Source organism: Palleronia rufa (assembly GCF_000743715.1).
GTDB classification, from domain to species: domain Bacteria; phylum Pseudomonadota; class Alphaproteobacteria; order Rhodobacterales; family Rhodobacteraceae; genus Palleronia; species Palleronia rufa.
Map to the genome: position 1 here is coordinate 1 of NZ_JQEY01000024.1, position 17773 is coordinate 17773.

Consider the following 17773-nt stretch of genomic DNA (forward strand, 5'->3'; position numbering starts at 1 on the left):
CCGCCGGCTCGACCCTCGGGCCGAGCGCCTTCGGCTGACCCATCGCCGGCCGCGGGCCGGGGGCGACACGCGGCCGGGTCCGGGTCCGGGTTCGGGTTCGGGAGGCGTGCGGGCCGAACGGAGCGCGTCCATCGCTCGCCCCGGTCCGCCAGGTTCGGCGCCTCCCGTGCCGCCTTGTCCGCAGATCCGCGGCATGTCCGAACGCGACGAGCAGCGCGCGAAGGCACCCGCACATGCCGCTTCGGCATTCGGGGCGCCGGCACGGGCCCTGCGTCCGGAGGGCGTCGCCATGACGGGCGCGGCACGTATCGACGCGGCCCGGAATGGCGCTCGATGTCCTGCAAGGGCAGCCGCGCGGTCGGTCGGGCCCGTGCGCCGCGGATGACCGCCGCGGCCCCCGACGGATCCGGCGCGTTGCCTGGCGCCCCGACGGCTCCGGCGCACGGCCTGCGGCCCTCGCGGCCGTGGACGACGCCGCCGCCGCGCTGGCAACCGTCCGGGCCGCGCCCGACGCCGCCCGTGAACGGGACGTTCGACGCCCCCGAAACACCCCGTTCACCCCGCCCGCCACACCGCCCGAGGAGCACCGGCGCGCGCACCGATCCCGACGGCCGCGCCGGATCGACATAGGACCCGGACCCGCGCGCCTTCGCCAGCGACCGGATCGACCGCATGACGTCCGCGCAGGTCGCAAACGCCGTGGCCGAACACGTCCCGCCTGACCGCCGCGTCGGCCGGTCGGCAATCCACGCCTGGTGGAAGCTCCGGCGAAAAGCGACACCCCTATCCTGACCTTATCCGGCGTCACACCATTCCGGATAGGAGCCGGACTTCCGGTCTCTTCCGGTGACAAACCCAGTGAAACGCGGTGACAAACCTGGTGAAAGCACACAGGCGTGCGGTTCGAACCTGTCGAGAACGGGATCTTGGGCTTCGTCGAGCGGCACGAACCGGTGCGGTCGCCGCTCTTAGACGACCAGGGAATCTATTATGACGCCGATGCGCCTGCGCCGCCCGAAGGGCGCGACTCGGCCCCTGTTGCAGATCCCAAGGCGGCGCGGACAGGGGGTACGGATCGCCGGCCGGGTCGCGTTGGGGCTGTCGGACTAGAACGGCGCGCGGGACCCTCCACCCGGACGCCGCCGGAAAGCGTGGCGCAAACTATTTCGACCCGCGCAGCGTGGCGCGGATGGACCGGTCACTGTCACCGCCACGGACCGCCACGCGGCCCGGCTGATCGCTGGTCGCGCGCCGTCCACACCGTCACCTCCCAGCCGGGGTTCGACGCGCGGCGCCGCGGCAGATCCGTGCGCTGCTTTGGGATGTCGTTCTACGCCGGGGCTGACCCGCGACGCCCAGCCGCCCCAACGGCGCAGCGCCGCCCCGCTGGAGCAGCCGGTCCACCCCGCCCTCGGCAGCCGTTCGCGCTAGATCGACCCGGAGGGCGCCGGATCCACCATGCCGGCGGTCGCCATGGCTTGCGCCGGTCGGCAGCCGCGACGCGGTGGCGGTTTGCGCCTCATACCCACCCGCCTTTTCAAGCGGGTCATCCTGCGGCGGTTCCTGGCCGGCTCCGCGGTGACCTTCCACCGCGATACGCGCCACGTCGCCGACCACGCGACCGTCGCGTTCCGGGGGTGGCGCGGCCCGCGCAGCTGCCGCGACGGCGCGCCTCCTGGGGGGCGGGATCCCGCGACCCAGCGGGTGGCGGGCACGCTGATCCTCGACCCGACCCATGTCAGCCGGACCAGCCACGCCTTCGTCAGGCGTCGCGGATATCCGGACTTGGTACGTTTCGCACTGACCGCCGGGCACGCCGAGCGCGGCCGTTCAGCATGACGCACGGCGCTGGCGAATTCGCCTTTGGGTTGCCGCGCGCGGTGCCGATGGGTATGCGACGGGGGGGGGGCAACGGGCGGGCCGCGGATGACCGACGCGACAGCAGCACAGGGCGGTTTCGACGTGATGATCGTCGGCCAGCGCGGCCGCGTCGGCTATGAGGCCGCGCTTTTCGCGGCCTCTCTGCGCGCATCCGATCCCGCCTTCGGAGGCCGCCTCATCGTCTGCGAGCCTCAGCCCGGCCCGCTCTGGCCCGACGATCCGCGGCTTGCGCCGCCCCTCGCCAGCCTTCTGACGGAAGAGCTGGGGGCTGAGATCCGGCCGTTCGAATCGCAACACTTCGGGTCCAGCTATCCCTACGGCAATAAGATTGAGGCGCTCTCTGCGCTCGATCCCGACCGTCCTTTCGTCTTTTTCGACAGCGACACCCTGGTCACCGGCGCGCTCTCGGCCGTGCCTTTCGACTTCGACCGCCCCGCGGCATCCATGCGACGAGAGGGCACCTGGCCGCAGCTCGAACTCTATGGCCCCGGCTACGGGCAGATCTGGTCGTCCCTCTACCGCCGGTTCGGTCTGGACTACGACAGTTCTCTGGACCGCACGCAACCCGACGAACACTGGGAGCGCTACCTCTATTTCAACGCGGGCTGGTTCTTTCACCGCTCCGGGCCAACCTTCGGGCAGCGGTTCCTGGACATGGCTCTGACGATCCGCGACGACGGCCCGGACGAGATCGCCCTCCAGCCGCTCGACCCCTGGCTCGACCAGGTGGCCCTGCCGCTGGTGATCCACGCCCTTGGCGGCGGGCGCCCGGGTCCTGCGCTCGACGGGCTCGACGGCGACGTGACCACCCATTACCGGATGCTGCCGCTGCTCTACGCGCGCGAAAGCGACGCTGCCGTAAAGACAGCCGAAACCGTCATGGGGACGAACCGGATCAAGCGCGTGCTGAAGGAACACGAGCCGTTCCGACGATTCTTGCTGCAAGGCAAGGGGCGCCGCGCGCGCGACCTGTTCGACCGCGCCGACCTGCCGCGCAAGGAGCAGGCGATCCGCAACCGGCTGAAGGCGAACAATCTCTGGCTCAGGTAAGGGGCCGAAGTCGAACGGCAGACTCCGGGCCGTTCTGCCGTTGCCCGCAACGCGCCGCGCTGATCGGAACTATCTGCTGAAGACCGCGACGGTCGGGATATCCGTCAAGGGCACTTCAAGAAGCCGCATGGCGGCCAGCGACAGGGTCGCCCCGCCCTGGCCGTCCAGCGGCCTGAGTTCGACAAGGGCGCTCGACCCCGTGGCGGTGTTCTCGATCCGCCCGGGCCGGGGCGACGTGACCAGCTTCGTCTTGATCCAAAGGCCCGCCTCTGCCGGATCGCCCAGCGCCGCGGCAACCTCTCCCAGCCGCGCCCCGTCCGACTCCGGCCGGGCCTGCGCCGCGGCCTTCTGCGCATCGGTCGTGGTGTCGAAATCCTCGGCGGTGCGCGCCGCGGCGGGGGGCGCTGGGGCCGCCACCACGGCGGCCACCTCCCGGGGCAGGTCGGAGGTGGCGGCAGGCGGCGACTCCGCCGCCGCACCGGGCACCGTGTCGCCACGGGAGAACGCATCCTGGACTTGGGCACAGGCCCCAAGGGCGACGGTAAGCGCCAGCGCGCCGAACGGAAGGAGTCGGGTCATGGCCGTACTCTAGGACGCGGGCGCGGGGCCGACAACGACCAAAGCCCCCTTGTGGGCCAGCGGGGCCGGCCATAGGTTCAGCCGCATGTCCACAACGCTCATCGACCCGTTCCAGCGCGCGATCTCCTACCTGCGTGTATCCGTCACCGACCGCTGCGACTTCCGTTGCGTGTACTGCATGTCGGAGACCATGCAGTTCCTGCCCAAGAAGGAGCTGCTGACCCTCGAAGAGCTCGACCGCATGTGCTCGACCTTCGTGCGCCTGGGCGTGCGCAAGCTCCGGATCACCGGTGGAGAGCCGCTGGTGCGACGCGACATCATGACCTTCTTCCACGCCATGGGCCGGCATCTGGAGAGCGGCGCGCTGGATGAGCTGACGCTGACCACCAACGGCTCGCAGCTCCACCGGTTCGCGGACCAGCTCCATGCCGCGGGCGTGCGCCGCATCAACGTGTCGCTCGACACGTTGGATGAGGCCAAGTTCGCCCGCGTCACCCGCTGGGGGCGTCTGGCCCAGGTGCTCAAGGGGATCGACGCGGCGCAGGCCGCGGGCCTGCGGGTGAAGATCAACACCGTCGCGCTGAAGGGCTTCAACGAGGACGAGATTTTCGCCCTGACCGACTGGTGCGCGTCGCGCGACATGGACCTGACCTTTATCGAGGTCATGCCGATGGGCGATCTGGGCGGAGAGGACCGCGTCGGCCAGTACTGGCCGCTGTCGGATCTGCGCGCCCGCCTGGCGACGCGCTATACCATGACCGACCTGCCCAAGCGTACCGGCGGCCCGGCCCGCTACATGCGGCTGGAAGAGACCGGCCAGGACGTGGGATTCATCACCCCGCTGACGCACAACTTCTGCGAAAGCTGCAACCGGGTCCGGCTGACCTGCACCGGAGAACTCTACATGTGCTTGGGGCAAGAGGACATGGCCGACCTGCGCGCCCCGCTGCGCGCCAGCGCCGACGACCGCGTGCTGGAACAGGCGATCCGCGCGGCGATCTCGCTCAAGCCGAAGGGCCACGATTTCGACTATTCGCGGCAGGAGGTCGCCGGGCAGATGTCGCGTCACATGAGCCATACCGGCGGCTGATCCCATGGCCCTGCGTTTCTACCGCGCCGCGGTGGCGACGCTGGTGCCGGCGCTGTCTCCGCTGCTGCGGCGTCGCTTCGTGCGCAAGGGGGGGGACCCGGCCCGCTGGCCCGAGCGGTTGGGAACGGACGTGTCCGACCGCCCCGACGGCGCGCTGATCTGGGTGCACGCGGTCTCTGTGGGAGAGATGATGGCGGCGCTGCCGCTCGTCGACGCGCTGCTGTCCGCGCGCACCGACGCCCGCGTGCTGCTCACGACGACCACCGCCAGTTCGGCAGGCCTGGCGGCGATGCGTCTGCCGGAGCGGGCGCTGCACCGGTTCTCGCCGCTCGACAGCCCGGCCGCTGTGTCGCGGTTCCTGGACCGCTGGCGACCCGAGCGGGCGATCTTTCTGGAAAGCGAGATCTGGCCGGTGCAGATCGCGGACCTGTCCGCGCGGCGCATTCCGCTGGCGCTGGTCTCGGCGCGGCTGACCGAACGCAGCGCCGCGCGATGGGCGCGGATTGCGCCCGGAACGGCGCGGGCGGTGTTTTCCCGCATCGCGCTGGTTCTGGCGCAGGATGAGGCCACCGCCCGCCGCGCCCGCGATCTGGGCGCGCCCCGGGTCGAGGTCACGGGGTCGCTGAAATCCGCCGCGCCCCGGCTGCCCGTGGACGCGGGAGAGCGCGCCGCGATGGCGGCGGCGATCGGCGCGCGCCCGGTCTGGGTTGCGGCCTCCACCCACGACGGTGAGGAAGAGGTGGTTCTGGACGCGCACCGGCAGGTTCTGACCGGGCACCCGCAAGCCCTGCTGATCCTCGCGCCCCGCCATATCGAGCGCCGCGACGACATCCCCCGCGCGGGTCTGGTCACCCGGATGAGATCCGCGGGCGCCCTGCCGGACGCTGGCACGCAGGTCTATCTGGCCGACAGTTACGGCGAAATGGGGCTGTGGTTCTCGCTGGCGCGGATCGTGTTCCTGGGCGGCTCGCTCAGGGACGGGATCGGGGGGCACAACCCGCTGGAGCCCGCGGCCTTCGGCGCCACCGTCCTGACCGGCCCCTACACGGCCAATTCGGAGGCCGCGTTCGCGGGTCTGATCGCCGCCGGCGCGGCGCATCGCGTCGCCGACGCCGCGGCGCTTGCCGGCAAGGTGTCGGACTTGCTGCCCGGCGACGCGCCGCCGCCCGGTCCCGCGGCCGGCGACCCGGACCTGGGGCGCCGGGTCGCCCGGCTCTGTCTGGAGCTTTAAAGCATTTCGGTTTTAACCTGCAAAATATCCGGCAGCCTTGAAGTAGTTCCAGCACTCTGCTGGGTCGTAGAGATCGCAGATTGCGCCGATGGCTTGAAAGACCTCGGTGAAGGTTCTGGCCCCGATTTTTCGAAGGTGGGCTTTCAGCTTTGAGCAAGCCTGCTCTATGGGGTTCAGGTCGGGTGAGTATGGCGGCAGGTAGAGGAACCAGCAGCCGTGGTCTCGCAAGGCCTGCGCGGCCTCCTTATTCCGATGCGTGGCCAAGTTGTCGAGGATGACGACGGTGCCGCGTACGATCTCTGGAACGAGCACCTCGCGGATGTAGGCGGCAAAGGCGGGGCCGTCCATCGCGCCCTTGATGACCCACGGCGCGATCAACGCATCTTGTGTCAGCCCTGCAATCAATGTCTGCGTGCCCCAACTTCCGAAAGGCGCCTCCATCGTCAGTCGTTGACCGCGTTTGGCCCTGCCGCGCAGGCGCGTGAGGTTCGTCTTCACTGCTGTTTCATCAATGAAGACAACGCGATCCGGCAAGGCCGCAATGGCAGGCAGACGGTGTTTGAACCACTCGGCCCGTTGCTGCCTTACCTTGGCACGGCGGCGCTCGGTCGCGACCAGTGACTTTTTTTGTACGTGAACCCGAGCCGGGACAGCAGGTTGGCGATGGAAGAGTGGTGCACCCGCACGCCTTCTGCCTCAGCCAGCGCATCGCGCAACTCGAACAGCGGGATGTCGGGGTCCTGTGCGATCAACTCCTCAAGGAAAGCCTGATGCGGTGCCAGCTTCCCCTTGCCGTGCGGCGGTCCCTGGGGGGGCGGTTCCGCATGGCCCTTGGTTCTCACCTGGCGCGCCCACCGCGCGCCCGTCGCTGGCGACAATTTCAGACGCAACGCCGCCGCGCGCCCGCTTGACCCTTCTTCAATGTACTTCTGAAACCGCGCCCGAAGTGCGGATGGCAATGGTGCTGACATGATCCATCCTCCCAAACAGGATGAATCACAGACCAGCTCTCAAGGGAATCCCTCACGATCCAAGTTCAAACCGAAACGCTTTAAGTGCGGGGCCGGGCGGCGCGACGCCGGCCTGTCCCGGGCCGGAGGTTGCGGCGCCGGAGCCCCCTTGGGTGGTCCGTCACGTCACGCGTGGGCGCCCCGGGCAGCGCAGCGGAACGATGCCTTCACACCACGTCGCGATAGGTCACGGACTTGGTGTCGGTTCCCTCGGACGTCGTGCGGCGCTTGACCAGAAGACGGTTCAGCGCCGCGATATAGGCCTTTGCGCTGGCGACCACCGTGTCGGTGTCCGCCGACTGGCCGGTGACGATGCGCCCCGCCTCTTCCAGCCGGACGGTGACGGTGGCCTGTGCATCCGTCCCTTCAGTCACCGCGTGGACCTGATAGAGCTGAAGCCGGGCCGCATGGCTGACCAGCGCCTTGATGGCGTTGAACGTCGCGTCCACGGGTCCGTCGCCCTGGGCCGTCACCTGGTGGTCCGTGCCCTCGACCGACAGGGTGAGGTCGGCCGACTGCGGCGCCTCCGTGCCGCAGATCACGCGCAGGAACTTCAGTTCCAGCGCGTCCTCGGCCGCGCCCTGGGCGCGCACCAGGGCGTCGATATCCTCGTCGTAGACCTCCTTCTTGCGGTCGGCGAGCGCCTTGAACCGCACGAACACGTCCTGAAGCTGATTGTCGGACAGATCGTGGCCAAGCTCCTTCAGCTTCGCGCGCAGCGCCGCGCGCCCCGAATGCTTGCCCATCACCAGGCTGGTTTCCTTGAGACCGACATCCGCGGGACGCATGATCTCGAAGGTCTCGGCGTTTTTCAGCATCCCGTCCTGATGGATCCCGCTTTCGTGGGCGAAGGCGTTCTTGCCGACGATGGCCTTGTTGAACTGCACCGGAAAACCGGAGACGGTGGCCACGCGCCGCGACAGATTCATGATCTTCGTCGTGTCGATGCGGGTGGTCCAGGGCAGGATGTCGTGGCGGACCTTCAGCGCCATGACGATCTCTTCCAGCGCGGTGTTGCCGGCCCGCTCTCCCAATCCGTTGATGGTGCATTCGATCTGCCGCGCGCCGCCCTCCACCGCGGCCAGGCTGTTGGCCGTCGCCATGCCCAGGTCGTTGTGGCAGTGGGTGGCGAAGATAACCTCCTCGGCGCCCTCGACCTCTGCGATCAGGCGGCGGATCAGCCGCGCCGATTCCACCGGCGCTGTATAGCCGACCGTGTCGGGAATATTGATCGTTGTGGCCCCGGCCCGAATGGCGATCTCCACCACCCGCTTGAGATAGTCCCACTCGGTCCGGGTGGCATCCATGGGCGACCACTGCACGTCGTCGCAGAGGTTGCGCGCGTGGGTCACGGTTTCATGGATGCGGTCCGCCATCTCGTCCTGGGTGAGGTTCGGGATCGCGCGGTGCAGCGGCGAGGTGCCGATGAACGTGTGGATGCGCGGCGATTTCGCCGGGCGCACGGCTTCCCACGCGCGGTCGATGTCCTTGGCGTTGGCGCGGGCCAGACCGCAGATGGTGGCCTGCCGGGAGCGTTGGGCGATGTCCCGGACGGCGGCGAAGTCGCCCTCCGACGCGATGGGGAATCCGGCCTCGATGATGTCCACGCCCATCTCGTCCAGAAGCTCGGCGATCTCCAGCTTTTCGACATGGGACATGGTGGCGCCCGGCGATTGCTCGCCATCGCGCAACGTGGTGTCGAAGATCAGGACTCGGCTGTCCTGCGGGGGTGTCGGACCCGATGCGGAAGAGGTCATGGGGATTTTCCTGTGATGCGTGTCGTCTGCTTGTGCGCCGGCGCTGTCTCACCCCTGAGCGGCGCGCCGGCAGGGCACGCTCAGAGGCGGATAAGAAGCAGCAAGCCGGTCGGGCGACGAGTCATCATAGCCAGGATAATACCCAAGGCCGTGCGGATGAAAACCCCCGACGGTCAGGCGCGCGCCAGGGCCGATCCCAGGTCGCCACAGCCCGTCGCCCGCCGCTCGTAGTCCAGGCCAAGGCGCCGTGCGGCAGCCCGGGCGGCGGCGTCCAGGTGCGGGTCCTCGGTCTGGGCCAGATACACGACCTTGTCGTAATGCCCGAAATAGGCCTCGCGCAGCTCGGGGTGGCGGTCGAGTCCCAGGGGACGGATCACGAAGGCGTCGAACTGCCGGGCCAGGAAATCGGTCAGGTAGAAGGCGCCGATCTCCTCGTCATGGGCAAGGAACCGGTCGACCCCCTCGTAGAAGGCGTAGCAATGGGGGCCGGGCAGGCGGTCCAGCCCGTAGTCTTCGCAAAGCGCGTCGATGCCGCCGCCGCTGCCGCAGTCGCCGTAGCCGATCAGGATGCGGTCGTAGCGGGGGCGGTGGGTCTCGATCGCGGCGCGCAGGGCAGGGGCGATGCGGTCGGGCGTGTTGTGCAGGATCGCGGGCAGGCAGGCGAGGTCCATGTGTGCCCAGCCGTTCAGCCGGATCAGGTCCGCGATCTCGCGCGCGAGCGCACCGCAGGCCAGCACCAGCACCCGGCCCGTGCCCGTCGGCGCCAGCCCGTCCGAGTTCAGCGCGTCGTCGGGCGCAGTCATCCCCCCCGGCGCGCCGGACGGATCACCGGGCAGGCTCATCCCGCCCGGCGCGCCAGCACGGCGGCCGCCATCGCAAGCGGCAGGGCGACCGACAGGCCGATCCCCGGCCCAAGCCAGAGCGCGGCGCCCACGGTGAGGCCGGCGGCGAGCAGGACCGACAGGATCAGAGTGAGGAGGACGCGGAAGGGCATGGCGCTTACATGGGCATGGAGGGTCGCCGCGGCAACGGTTTCGCCGCCGATCCGCCGGGGTCGAGCCGCAGGCGCCCGCGACCCGCAAACATGCGTCAGGCGCTGACGCGGTTGTGGCGCCGGGCCATGAATTCCTTGGCCGTCTCCACCGCCACGGCGGCGTCGCGGCAATAGGCGTCGGCACCGATGGCACGGCCGAATTCCTCGTTCAGCGGCGCGCCGCCGACCAGCACGATGTAGTCGTCGCGGATGCCCTGTTCCTTCATCGCGTCGATCACGACCTTCATGTAGGGCATCGTCGTGGTCAGCAGGGCGGACATGCCCAGGATGTCGGCATCGAACTCGCCCGCGGCTTCGATGAAATTTTCCAGCGGGTTGTTGATGCCGATGTTCTTCACCTCGAAGCCCGCGCCCTCCATCATCATCGTCACCAGGTTCTGGCCGATGTCGTGGATGTCGCCCTTGACCGTGCCGATGACCATGCGCCCGATGGTCGGCGCGCCGGTCTCGGCAAGCAGGGGCTTCAGGATCGACATGCCGGCTTTCATGGCATTCGCGGCAAGCAGCACCTCGGGGACGAAAAGGATGCCGTCGCGGAAATCCTTGCCGACGATGGTCATGCCGGCGACCAGCGCTTCGGTAAGGATGCGGTACGGGGCCCAGCCGCGTTCCAGCAGGATGTTGACACCCTCGGTGATCTCGTCCTTGAGCCCGTCGTAGAGGTCGTCCATCATCTGCTCGACCAGCTCGGCATCGTCCAGGTCGGACAGGATGATCTCTTCTTCTTCGTCGGCCATGACTGCCTCGCGCCATCCGGGTTTCCGCCACCTGCGCGCGCCGGGCGCCCGCGGTCTGATCGGTTTCCGACCTGACTTGGCCTGTTGGCGACACGCGGTCAAATGCGCATTGCACATGAAGGTCATGAGGCGGCGGGGGGTTCCAAATGTTCCGCCTCTGTTCTATGATGCGCCATGTCCGACCGAATGCCACCACGCCACCGGATCCGCGCCCGCGGCACGGCGGAAGATCCACCAACCCGGTTCGACGCCCACGCGCGCGAAACGGTCGACGACGGCTGGACGCCGGAGGAGCCGCCGTTCGCCCGGACCGAGGTTTCGATCGAGCGTCCGCGCGCCGTCATCGCGCGCAACACGTCCCCGGACATTTCCTTCGACCGCTCGATCAATCCGTACCGGGGCTGCGAACACGGCTGCATCTACTGTTTCGCGCGGCCCACCCACGGGTACCTGGGGCTGTCCCCGGGCCTCGACTTCGAGACCAAGCTGATCGCCCGTCCCGATGCCCCGCGCGTGCTCGAACGACAGCTTCGCGCGCGCGCCTACCGGCCCGACGTGATCGCGCTGGGCACCAACACGGATCCCTACCAGCCGATCGAGCGTGACCGGCGCATCATGCGCGGCGTGCTGGAGGTGCTGCAGCGGTTCCGCCATCCGCTGACCATCGCCACCAAGGGCACGATGATCGAGCGCGACATCGACATTCTGGCGGAGATGAGCGGTACGGGTCTGGCACGGGCGGGGATCAGCGTGACCACGCTGGACCGGGATCTGGCCCGCAGCCTGGAACCCCGGGTGCCCAGTCCCGCCCAGCGCCTGCGCGCGATAGAGCGGCTGGCGCGGGCGGGCGTAGAAACCCGCGTGATGGTCAGCCCCGTCATTCCCGGCCTGACCGACCATGAGGTGGAGCGGATCCTCGGCGCGGCCCGGGATGCGGGCGCGGTCGCGGCCAGCTGGATCATGCTGCGGCTGCCCTATGAGGTCGCAGGCCTGTTCGAGGACTGGCTGGAGCGCATGGTACCCGACCGCAAGGCCAAGGTGCTGGCGCGGGTCCGCGAGATGCACGGCGGTGCGCTCTATGCCGCGGACTGGGGCCACCGGATGCGTGGTGAGGGTCTGCACGCAGAGCTCATCGCGAAGCGCTTCGATCTGGCGCGCCGCCGGCTGGGGCTGGCCGATACGCTGCCGCCGCTCCGCCGCGACCTGTTCGAGGTGCCGCTCGCCACGGATCGCCAGGCATCGCTGTTCTGAAACCCTCGCGCCCCCGCTGGATGTGCAAATGGTGCCCCCTGCCATGTAGATGAGGCGGGGGCACTGACGCCCCCGCGCCCGCGCGGGATGTGCAAGGCAGGGGCGCCAGGCTCCCCGCTCCGCGCCCGCGCCGACACGCGGGGGCCCTCTCCGAAGGCAGGGGTGGCTGCGGACGACACGCCATGATCCTTCTGCCTCCACATCCATTCGTTTCGCGCCCCAGGGATCGTTCGCGCAACGGGACTGGCCTGCCAGCCTGCGCCCTGGCACCTATCCTCGCCATTCACCGCAGCCGTCCGGCACCTCGGCCCCCCGGCGGGGCGCTCCTTCATCTTTCCCGAAATATCCCGGGGAGCGCGAGGGGCAGCGCCCCTCGTCAGCCGTCGCCGCGAAGCGATCCGCCGCCATTCTGCGCGACCGTCGCCGGGACGCGCCTTCAGGGGCGCTTCCGCCTGTCCGAAACGGCCTTCCGCCGGACGGGTCGCTCTTCGCAACGCCTGCACTCTGCCCGGCTGCGAAACTCCGCAACCGGAGCGTGTCCTAGCCGGCGCCCGCTCCGCGCCTCCGGCCGCGGCGCTCGCGCTTGGGACCGTCGTCGGTGGTGCCGTCCGTGGCCGACGAGAACCCGCCCAAAGCCGCAACGATTCGGTCCAGGGACGGGGCGTCGCCGCGGGGGCGGGTCTCCAGCGCCTCGCGCATGGCGCGCAGATGCTCCGGTGTCGTGCCGCAGCAGCCGCCGATGATCGTGGCGCCGCAGTCGCGCGCCAGGGCGGCGTAGTCGGCCATCACCTCCGGTGTGCCGTCGTAGTGGATGTGGCCCTCGACATATTTGGGGATCCCCGCGTTGCCCTTGGCGATGATCGGTCGCGTCGCGCCGGCTTCGGCAAAGCCGAGCACCGTGCGCAGCAGGTCCGATGCGCCGGTTCCGCAATTCGCCCCGAACGCCAACGGCGCGGGATCGAGCTTGCCGACCATCTTCACCATGTCCACGGAGGTGGTGCCCATCATCGTCCGGCCCGCGGTGTCGAAGCTCATGGTGCCGCAGTAGGGCAGGCCCACCCGGCCGGCGGCCTCTGCCGCGGCGCGGTATTCCTCGGGCGCCGAGATGGTCTCGATCCACAGCACGTCGACGCCGCCGGCCTTCAGCCCGGCCGCCTGCTCCTCGAACATCTGCACCGCGGTGGCGTAGGTCAGGGTGCCCAACGGCGCCATGACCTCTCCGGTCGGACCCATGGAACCCGCCACCACGACCGTGCGGCCCGCCGCATCGGCGATCTCGCGGCCGATCTCGGCGCCGACGCGGTTCAGCTCCGCCACCCGGTCCTGCGCGTCATGCAGCTTCAGGCGCGCGGCATTGCCGCCGAAGGTATTGGTCAGGAACAGATCCGATCCCGCCTCTACGGGGCCGCGATAGAGCGCGCGGATATTGTCGGGCGCATCGACGTTCCAAAGCTCCGGGCTGTCGCCCGAAGACAGCCCCATGTTGAAAAGCGTGGTCCCGGTGGCGCCATCGGCCAGGATCCAGTCGCGGGTCGATAGCATCCGGGAGAGGGCGTCGGTCATGGTCGGTCCTTTTCGGTCACGCGCGCGGACATGGCAGATGCCGTGGCGCAGCGCAAATGCGGATGTCTCATGGAGATGATGCGGATCGCCTCAGTCAGGCGGCGGCCGCGACATGCCTTGGGCCGAGAGCTGCGCCGCCGCCTCCGCCTCCAGTTCGGCGGCGCGCGCCGCGATGTCGGACGGATCGCGGCCCAGCGTCTGTGCCACGGCGTCGAACAGCGCGGCCTCTCCCTCCGGCTCGAAGTCGCGCTTGACCAGCTCGCGGATGCGGGCGGCGCGGGCGTCGCCCGCCAGCCCCTCCTGGTCCGCGGCCCATTCCGCCAGAAGCCGGTTGCGCCGGGCGCGCAGGCGCAGCCGCTGCTCGGCCCGGTTGGCCCATTCCGCCTCGAAGGCGCGCTCGCGGTCGTCGAAGATGCTCATGATTCGCATCATGCGCCCGATCGGCCGCCCTTCCAAGGGTCAGCTTGCCGGGTCCGGGGCGATGGCCTATAGGCGGACGCGAACATTCCATCGGGGACCATGCATGGCGCGCCGCAAGAAGATCTATGAGGGCAAGGCCAAGATCCTGTACGAAGGGCCGGAGCCGGGCACGCTGGTCCAGTACTTCAAGGACGACGCCACCGCCTTCAACGCGGAGAAGCGGGCCACCATCGACGGCAAGGGCGTACTCAACAACAGGTTGAGCGAGTTCTTCATGCGCGGCCTCACCCAGATCGGCGTGCCGAACCACTTCATCAAGCGGCTGAACATGCGTGAGCAGTTGATCCGCCAGGTCGAGATCATCCCGCTGGAGGTGATCGTGCGCAACTTCGCCGCAGGCTCGCTTTCCACCCGGCTGGGCATGGCCGAGGGCACCGCTCTGCCGCGCCCGATCGTGGAGTTCTGCTACAAGGACGACAAGCTGGGCGATCCGCTGGTCTCCGAAGAGCACATCACCGCCTTCGGCTGGGCGCAGCAGCAGGACCTGGACGACATGGTGGCGCTGGCGCTGCGGGTGAACGACTTCTTGTCGGGGGTGATGATGGCCGTCGGCATCAAGCTGGTGGACTTCAAGATCGAGATCGGACGGGTCTGGGACAACGACTTCCAGCGCCTGATCGTGGCCGATGAGATCAGCCCGGATTCCTGCCGGCTATGGGACATCGAGACCGGCCAGAAGCTGGACAAGGACGTGTTCCGGCGCGATCTGGGCTCACTCTCGGACGCCTACACGGAGGTCGCGCGGCGGTTGGGGGTTCTGCCGTCGAACGTCACGCACGCGACCAAGCCGACGCTCATCAACTGACCGCGGCGCGGTGAAACCTGCGCCCTTGGGGGGCCGCATCCGGGGGAACGGGAATGAAGGCACGGGTGATCGTGATGTTGAAGTCGGGCGTTCTGGATCCCCAGGGCGAGGCGATCCGCCACGCGCTGGGCGCCATGGGCTTTGATCGGGTCGAGGGGGTGCGTCAGGGCAAGGTGATCGAACTGGATCTGGCCGAGGACACGACCGACCCCGAGATTGCCGAGATGTGCGAGCGTTTGCTGGCCAACACCGTGATCGAGAGCTACCGGATAGAGCGGGTCTGATGCGCATCGCCGTCGACATGGACGAGGTGCTTTGCGACACCCACGCCGCCAAGGCGGCGCTGTTCCGCACAGAGGGGTTCGACTGGAACGACGACGACCTCAGGGGCCGCAAGCTTCAGGACATCGCCCCGCGTGAGACGAGCGCCGCGGTGGAATGCGTGATGTCCCGCGGTCTGTTCTTCGCCGGCCTGGCGGTGATCGACGGCGCGCGGGACGGCTTGCGCGCGCTCCACGACCGGCATGAGGTCTATATCGCCACCGCGGCGATGGAATACCCGGCCTCCTGCGGGCACAAGATCGCCTGGATGCAGCGCAACTTTCCGTTCATCGACCCGATGAACATCGTTCTGTGCGGCGACAAGAGCATCCTGAACGCGGACGTGCTGATCGACGACTCTCCGCGACATTTCGAACGGTTCGCGGGCGTCGGCGTCTGTTTCTCCGCCCTGCACAACATGGGCCAGACCGTGGACCACCGCGCCGAAAGCTGGGCGGATGTGCCGGCTCTCCTGGATCGGATCGAACGGGACCTGGCCGCATGAAGGCCGCCGTCGTCGTCTTTCCCGGATCCAACTGCGACCGCGACCTGGCCGTCGCGTTCCGCGCCGCCGGCTTCGACACGGCGATGGTCTGGCACAAGGAGACCACGCTGCCCGACGGCATCGACGTGGTCGGCGTCCCGGGCGGTTTCTCTTACGGCGACTACCTGCGGTCGGGCGCCATCGCGGCGCGGGCGCCGGTCTGCCGGGCGGTGGCGGACCACGCGGTGCGCGGCGGCTACGTGTTGGGAATATGCAATGGTTTCCAGGTTTTGACAGAGACCGGCCTGCTGCCCGGCGCGCTGATGCGCAACACCGGGATCAAGTATATCTGCCGCACCGTGCCGCTGGTGGTGGGACCGGCCGACAGTCCCTTCACCGCGCAGTACGAGGCGGGCGAGACGATCCGCATTCCGATCGCCCACCATGACGGCAACTACACCGCCGCACCCGACGTCCTGGCCCGCATCCGCGACGAAGGGCGCGTGGCTTTCGCCTATGGCGATAACCCCAACGGCTCGGCCCATGACATCGCCGGGGTTCTCAGCGACAACCGTCGCGTGCTGGGGATGATGCCGCACCCCGAGCGCGCGGCCGATCCCGCGCTCGGCGGGACGGACGGTCGGCGGCTCTTCGCCGGGTTGGCGGGGGAGTTCGCCGCCGCTTGAACTTGTTGCGGAGCGCCGGCTTGGATAGAATCCGGCCATGAGCGGGGCCCCGGACATCATCGTACAGCGCGACTCGCGGCGGCGCTGGGCGTTGCGGACCGGCCTGGCCGCGGTGGTGTTCTTGGCCGTCGTCACGGTCTGGATCACCAACAGCCTGCTGACCCAGCGCTTTACCGAGTCCACCCGAAACCGGGCGGAGGTGCGTCTGGCCCTCTATTCCGGCAACCTCATCTCTGCTTTGCAGCGCGCCAGCGTGGTGCCGCTTCTGCTCAGCCGCGATCCGGCGCTGATCGGCGCGCTCACCTCCAGCGACTACACCCAGACGACCCAGCGGCTGTTGTCCTACCTCGATGAGATCGGGGCGGCGTCGCTGACGCTGCTCGACGCGGACGGGCGCACCGTGGCCGCCAGCGAACGCGAGAACCTCGGCGCCAATCGCCGGTCGGAACAGTTCTTCGTCGCCGCGCAGCGTTCTCCCGAAACGGTGTTCACGACGACCCGCACCGATAGCGGCGCGTTCGCGTTCAACTATTCCCGCCGGCTGGAAGTCGAGGGCAAGCTGGTCGGCGTGATCGTCGTCGGTGTCGATCTGCGCCAGTTCGAGCGGAACTGGGCCGGCTTTTCGGACGCGGTCATGGTCACTGACAGCGAGGGCCGGATCATCCTGGCGACAGAGAGCCGCTGGCGGGGTCTTTCGGAGGACGAGGCGCTGGCACGCCGCTCCGCCACCGGCGCGATCCAGCGCGCGATCCGCGCCACGGCGGACTGGACGGTGGTGCCCGTGGACGCCTACCTGGGCGGAGAGGCCGTGATGCGCCAGTCGACGCGGATCGCGTTCCAGGGCTGGCGGATGACATCCTTTACAAGCTACGCCAGCGTTCGCGAGCGGGTGAACGGCGTCCTGGCGCTCGAAATCATGGGGTTTGCGCTGGTCCTGGCGCTGACCTCGTTTCTGGTCGGGCGCAAGGCGCTGACCCGGCTGACCTTCTTCCAGCGCGAGTCGGTCGAGCTCAGGCGTCTCAACACCGCGCTCCAGCGCGAGGTGGCCGAGAGAAAGCGCGCCGAGGCAAATCTGGAAGTGGCCGAGCAGACGGTCGCGCAGACCTCCAAGCTGGCGGTGCTGGGAGAGATGTCGGCCTCTGTCAGCCATGAGTTGAACCAGCCCCTGGCGGCGATGAAGACCTATCTGGCCGGTGCGCGCCTTCTGGTGCAGCGCCGCCGTCCCGAAGAGGCGCTGGCGTCGTTCCATCGCATAGACGACCTGATCGAGCGGATGGGATCCATCACCCGCCAGCTCAAGAGCTATGCGCGCAAGGGCGGCACCGCGATGGAACCGCTCGACCTGCGCGACTGCCTGTCCGGCGCGCTGGCGATGATGGAACCGCAGCTCAAGCGCCAGGACATCCGGATCGAGACCGCGGTCCCGCGTGAGCCGGTCGTCGTGCAGGTGGATCGCATCCGCGTCGAGCAGGTGATCGTGAACCTGTTGCGCAACGCCATCGACGCCGTGCGCGACCGGGAGGACCCTTGCATCGAACTCTACCTGACCTCCGGCGATACCGCACTCTTGACCGTTCGTGACAACGGCACCGGCATCACCGATCTGGACCAGCTGTTCGAGCCCTTCTACACCACGAAAGCCCCCGGCGACGGAACCGGCCTGGGCCTGGCGATCTCGTCCGGGATCGTCGCCGACCTTGGCGGTCGGCTGACCGCACGCAACGGCCGCAGCGGCGGCGCCGTCTTCGAAATGCAGCTTCCCTTGCGGGAATCCCTTGAAGCAGCGGAGTGACC

The 17773-nt window shown here is 68.8% G+C and carries 19 protein-coding genes; 10 read left to right on the forward strand and 9 right to left on the reverse strand.

The annotated features are described in order from the left end of the window. Positions 1–1512: 1512 nt before the first annotated feature. Together KW83_RS17950 and KW83_RS17955 are read left to right on the forward strand one after the other, a co-directional pair. Positions 1513–1839 carry a hypothetical protein gene (locus KW83_RS17950; protein WP_152563649.1) on the forward strand — a complete coding sequence of 109 codons (327 nt, stop codon included), beginning with the start codon at positions 1513–1515 and terminating at the stop codon, positions 1837–1839. A gap of 87 nt (positions 1840–1926) precedes the next feature. Then, positions 1927–2931, forward strand: a complete 1005-nt coding sequence (locus KW83_RS17955) for a hypothetical protein (protein WP_036181824.1) — start codon at positions 1927–1929, stop codon at positions 2929–2931. A 69-nt stretch (positions 2932–3000) separates the two neighbouring features. On the opposite strand, the gene KW83_RS21055 is transcribed toward KW83_RS17955, so the two are convergent. Next, positions 3001–3510 carry a hypothetical protein gene (locus KW83_RS21055; protein WP_036181827.1) on the reverse strand — a complete coding sequence of 170 codons (510 nt, stop codon included), beginning with the start codon at positions 3508–3510 and terminating at the stop codon, positions 3001–3003. Between the two features lie 85 nt (positions 3511–3595). On the opposite strand from KW83_RS21055, the gene moaA reads away from it, so the two are divergent. Beyond that, positions 3596–4600: a GTP 3',8-cyclase MoaA gene (gene moaA, locus KW83_RS17965; RefSeq protein ID WP_036181830.1), complete on the forward strand. Its 1005-nt coding sequence runs from the start codon at positions 3596–3598 to the stop codon at positions 4598–4600. 4 nt (positions 4601–4604) lie between these two features. Further along, a complete protein-coding gene (locus tag KW83_RS17970; RefSeq protein WP_051928643.1) occupies positions 4605–5831 on the forward strand; it encodes a 3-deoxy-D-manno-octulosonic acid transferase in 1227 nt (408 codons plus the stop codon). A gap of 12 nt (positions 5832–5843) precedes the next feature. Here KW83_RS17970 and KW83_RS22065 read toward each other — a convergent pair whose 3' ends face one another. The 6 genes from KW83_RS22065 to KW83_RS17995 form a co-directional block, all read right to left on the reverse strand. Beyond that, a complete protein-coding gene (locus tag KW83_RS22065) occupies positions 5844–6449 on the reverse strand; it encodes an IS630 family transposase (RefSeq protein ID WP_407667883.1) in 606 nt (201 codons plus the stop codon). Then, the gene (locus tag KW83_RS22070; RefSeq protein WP_407667882.1) at positions 6416–6673 is read right to left on the reverse strand and encodes a hypothetical protein; all 258 of its coding nucleotides are present in this window, start codon (positions 6671–6673) and stop codon (positions 6416–6418) included. Before KW83_RS22070 ends, KW83_RS22065 begins: the two co-directional genes overlap by 34 nt. A gap of 335 nt (positions 6674–7008) precedes the next feature. Then, positions 7009–8598 (reverse strand): 2-isopropylmalate synthase, encoded by a 1590-nt coding sequence (locus tag KW83_RS17985; protein WP_051928644.1) that lies wholly within the window; start codon positions 8596–8598, stop codon positions 7009–7011. Positions 8599–8771: 173 nt separating this feature from the next. After that, positions 8772–9401, reverse strand: a complete 630-nt coding sequence (locus KW83_RS17990) for a DUF1638 domain-containing protein (protein ID WP_036181838.1) — start codon at positions 9399–9401, stop codon at positions 8772–8774. 35 nt (positions 9402–9436) lie between these two features. Further along, positions 9437–9592 carry a hypothetical protein gene (locus tag KW83_RS21060; RefSeq protein WP_161785531.1) on the reverse strand — a complete coding sequence of 52 codons (156 nt, stop codon included), beginning with the start codon at positions 9590–9592 and terminating at the stop codon, positions 9437–9439. 95 nt (positions 9593–9687) lie between these two features. Beyond that, on the reverse strand, positions 9688–10389 hold the full coding sequence (locus tag KW83_RS17995; RefSeq protein WP_036181840.1) for a corrinoid protein: 702 nt from the start codon (positions 10387–10389) through the stop codon (positions 9688–9690). A 174-nt stretch (positions 10390–10563) separates the two neighbouring features. Between KW83_RS17995 and KW83_RS18000 the strand changes: the two genes are divergently transcribed. Beyond that, complete coding sequence (locus tag KW83_RS18000; protein WP_036181842.1) at positions 10564–11640, forward strand: PA0069 family radical SAM protein; 1077 nt, start codon at positions 10564–10566, stop codon at positions 11638–11640. A gap of 540 nt (positions 11641–12180) precedes the next feature. On the opposite strand, the gene bmt is transcribed toward KW83_RS18000, so the two are convergent. Together bmt and KW83_RS18010 are read right to left on the reverse strand one after the other, a co-directional pair. Beyond that, a complete protein-coding gene (gene bmt / locus KW83_RS18005; protein ID WP_036181844.1) occupies positions 12181–13203 on the reverse strand; it encodes a betaine--homocysteine S-methyltransferase in 1023 nt (340 codons plus the stop codon). A 90-nt stretch (positions 13204–13293) separates the two neighbouring features. Beyond that, a complete protein-coding gene (locus KW83_RS18010; protein ID WP_036181846.1) occupies positions 13294–13623 on the reverse strand; it encodes an ATPase inhibitor subunit zeta in 330 nt (109 codons plus the stop codon). Between the two features lie 103 nt (positions 13624–13726). On the opposite strand from KW83_RS18010, the gene purC reads away from it, so the two are divergent. The 5 genes from purC to KW83_RS18035 are packed head-to-tail and all read left to right on the forward strand — an operon-like array spanning position 13727 to position 17771. After that, positions 13727–14488 carry a phosphoribosylaminoimidazolesuccinocarboxamide synthase gene (purC, locus tag KW83_RS18015; protein WP_036181848.1) on the forward strand — a complete coding sequence of 254 codons (762 nt, stop codon included), beginning with the start codon at positions 13727–13729 and terminating at the stop codon, positions 14486–14488. 53 nt (positions 14489–14541) lie between these two features. Further along, positions 14542–14772, forward strand: coding sequence for a phosphoribosylformylglycinamidine synthase subunit PurS (gene purS / locus KW83_RS18020; RefSeq protein WP_036181850.1), 231 nt, complete (start codon positions 14542–14544; stop codon positions 14770–14772). Beyond that, positions 14772–15314 carry a 5' nucleotidase, NT5C type gene (locus KW83_RS18025; protein WP_036181852.1) on the forward strand — a complete coding sequence of 181 codons (543 nt, stop codon included), beginning with the start codon at positions 14772–14774 and terminating at the stop codon, positions 15312–15314. Before purS ends, KW83_RS18025 begins: the two co-directional genes overlap by 1 nt. Continuing rightward, positions 15311–15979: a phosphoribosylformylglycinamidine synthase subunit PurQ gene (purQ, locus tag KW83_RS18030; RefSeq protein WP_036181854.1), complete on the forward strand. Its 669-nt coding sequence runs from the start codon at positions 15311–15313 to the stop codon at positions 15977–15979. Before KW83_RS18025 ends, purQ begins: the two co-directional genes overlap by 4 nt. Before the next feature lie 37 nt (positions 15980–16016). Beyond that, positions 16017–17771, forward strand: a complete 1755-nt coding sequence (locus tag KW83_RS18035; protein WP_051928645.1) for a sensor histidine kinase — start codon at positions 16017–16019, stop codon at positions 17769–17771. Positions 17772–17773: the final 2 nt, after the last annotated feature.

Excerpts from the sequence above, each read along its gene's own strand:
- purQ (WP_036181854.1), top strand. The coding sequence starts at position 15,311 with ATGAAGGCCGCCGTCGTCGTCTTTCCCGGATCCAACTGCGACCGCGAC.
- KW83_RS17955 (WP_036181824.1), top strand. The coding sequence starts at position 1,927 with ATGACCGACGCGACAGCAGCACAGGGCGGTTTCGACGTGATGATCGTC.
- purS (WP_036181850.1), top strand. The coding sequence starts at position 14,542 with ATGAAGGCACGGGTGATCGTGATGTTGAAGTCGGGCGTTCTGGATCCC.
- KW83_RS18025 (WP_036181852.1), top strand. The coding sequence starts at position 14,772 with ATGCGCATCGCCGTCGACATGGACGAGGTGCTTTGCGACACCCACGCC.
- moaA (WP_036181830.1), top strand. The coding sequence starts at position 3,596 with ATGTCCACAACGCTCATCGACCCGTTCCAGCGCGCGATCTCCTACCTG.
- KW83_RS17970 (WP_051928643.1), top strand. The coding sequence starts at position 4,605 with ATGGCCCTGCGTTTCTACCGCGCCGCGGTGGCGACGCTGGTGCCGGCG.
- KW83_RS21060 (WP_161785531.1), bottom strand. The coding sequence starts at position 9,592 with ATGCCCTTCCGCGTCCTCCTCACTCTGATCCTGTCGGTCCTGCTCGCC.
- KW83_RS17995 (WP_036181840.1), bottom strand. The coding sequence starts at position 10,389 with ATGGCCGACGAAGAAGAAGAGATCATCCTGTCCGACCTGGACGATGCC.
- purC (WP_036181848.1), top strand. The coding sequence starts at position 13,727 with ATGGCGCGCCGCAAGAAGATCTATGAGGGCAAGGCCAAGATCCTGTAC.
- KW83_RS18000 (WP_036181842.1), top strand. The coding sequence starts at position 10,564 with ATGTCCGACCGAATGCCACCACGCCACCGGATCCGCGCCCGCGGCACG.
- KW83_RS18035 (WP_051928645.1), top strand. The coding sequence starts at position 16,017 with ATGAGCGGGGCCCCGGACATCATCGTACAGCGCGACTCGCGGCGGCGC.
- KW83_RS17985 (WP_051928644.1), bottom strand. The coding sequence starts at position 8,598 with ATGACCTCTTCCGCATCGGGTCCGACACCCCCGCAGGACAGCCGAGTC.
- bmt (WP_036181844.1), bottom strand. The coding sequence starts at position 13,203 with ATGACCGACGCCCTCTCCCGGATGCTATCGACCCGCGACTGGATCCTG.
- KW83_RS21055 (WP_036181827.1), bottom strand. The coding sequence starts at position 3,510 with ATGACCCGACTCCTTCCGTTCGGCGCGCTGGCGCTTACCGTCGCCCTT.
- KW83_RS17990 (WP_036181838.1), bottom strand. The coding sequence starts at position 9,401 with ATGACTGCGCCCGACGACGCGCTGAACTCGGACGGGCTGGCGCCGACG.
- KW83_RS18010 (WP_036181846.1), bottom strand. The coding sequence starts at position 13,623 with ATGAGCATCTTCGACGACCGCGAGCGCGCCTTCGAGGCGGAATGGGCC.